At 63.1% G+C, this 1,346-nt stretch carries 2 protein-coding genes; both read right to left on the bottom strand.

All coding sequences use genetic code 11. The features are described from left to right. The coding region (locus tag NW863_RS05920; RefSeq protein WP_414365175.1) for a DUF445 domain-containing protein at positions 1-227 on the bottom strand (227 nt) is incomplete at its 3' end. A gap of 63 nt (positions 228-290) precedes the next feature. After that, the gene (locus tag NW863_RS05925; RefSeq protein WP_414365176.1) at positions 291-1,223 is read right to left on the bottom strand and encodes a hypothetical protein; all 933 of its coding nucleotides are present in this window, start codon (positions 1,221-1,223) and stop codon (positions 291-293) included. Positions 1,224-1,346 lie beyond the last annotated feature (123 nt).

Below are 1,346 nucleotides of genomic sequence, written 5' to 3' on the forward strand. Positions count from 1 at the left end.
TTGTGCAGCTCCTCTGGCGTGAGCAGGGATCCCATGATGGTTTTGGCAATCTGCTTGGCCAGGCGGGGCTGGTTCTGCGGGATCAAGCCGGGAGTGAAGGGGATGCGCCAGCCGAAAACCCGGTAGGGGCGATAGGGCCGGAAGAGCATCTTGATGGCGATGTCATTGGTGAAGTAGCCAATCACCAGCCCGGCCAGCGGGGGCACGAAGTAGGTCCAAAGGGCCATGGAGCAAACTTGGGGGGATCTTCTCTACTCTACCGACCCGCTCCTGCTTGCTTTTTGTCAAGGCTACTGGATGATCAGGCTCTCGGCGAGTTCCAGCTCCACCAGCGTATTGGGCTGCAGCGTCACCACCCGGTCGATGTTGGTAGTGCTGGCGGCTGCACCCACGAGGCTGCCGGCCAAGATGGGCAAAAAGCCCCATCCCCCCGTGAGTACCCCCAAGGCCAATCCGCCCGCCGCCCCATAGCCCGTCCCACGGGCGACAGTTGTGCCCACGTCGGCGTTGCGATCCAACCTGACCTGGAGGGGTGCAGACTGGCCTCTAATGAGATAGGTGGAAGAGCCAATGGTGAGGCGGTTAGCCACAAAGCGGCTGCCGACGACCCGCTCTTGGGGATCGGCGCTCTCCGACTCCTGACCAGAAAACTTGAGTTCTCGGTAGATCGGCTCAAGAGTGCCCCACACCACGCTCCCCGCCGGGATCACCACCTGGCCAAAGCGATCCACCACCGGCTCGGAAACCTCCAGATTGGCGCTGATGGCCTGGTAAGGCTGAAAAGTAAGGGGGCGGTAAACCGTGAGGGGAATACGGGTGCCCGCCGGCAGCTCGCCCCGCGCAGCCCCGGCCAGGTTCCCCCCTGGACTGAGGTCGGGCCGCCGTTGATAGGAATAGGCCTCGCCTGGCGTAGCCTGTCCACCTGGGGCCGCTTGAACGGGCACCACCGGGATCGGATCCACAGCCGGAGCTGCGGGATCCAGCGGCATTTGTGGCACCTGAGGCACCGGTGGCAGGGGATCAGGGGTGGCAGAGCTGGGGGAAGATGGAGCGCTCAGCAGCGGCAGGGTGGGGACGGGATTCGGCTGAGGAGCTTGAGGAGTAAACTCAAACTGCTGGGCGGCAACTGCAGCCGCCGCCGCCGCCCACCCCACCCCACTCACCAGCCACCCGAAGCCAACCCTTTGCCACGACGGCAAAAACGGCTGCAACGCTGAGCTCATGGATCCCGTCCAGTCACAACTGGCAGTAGCTTAACATCCTGACCAGCTCGTGCCCACTAGATTTAGTAGAGGTTAAGGGGGCGGCGGCCCTTAAAACACTATTGAGACCTGTTGAAGGCCTGG

It is taken from the genome of Synechococcus sp. B60.1, from assembly GCF_047462555.1.
GTDB lineage: Bacteria > Cyanobacteriota > Cyanobacteriia > Thermostichales > Thermostichaceae > Thermostichus.

Coding starts and splice junctions, on each gene's coding strand:
- NW863_RS05925 (WP_414365176.1), bottom strand. CDS start 1,223: ATGAGCTCAGCGTTGCAGCCGTTTTTGCCGTCGTGGCAAAGGGTTGGC.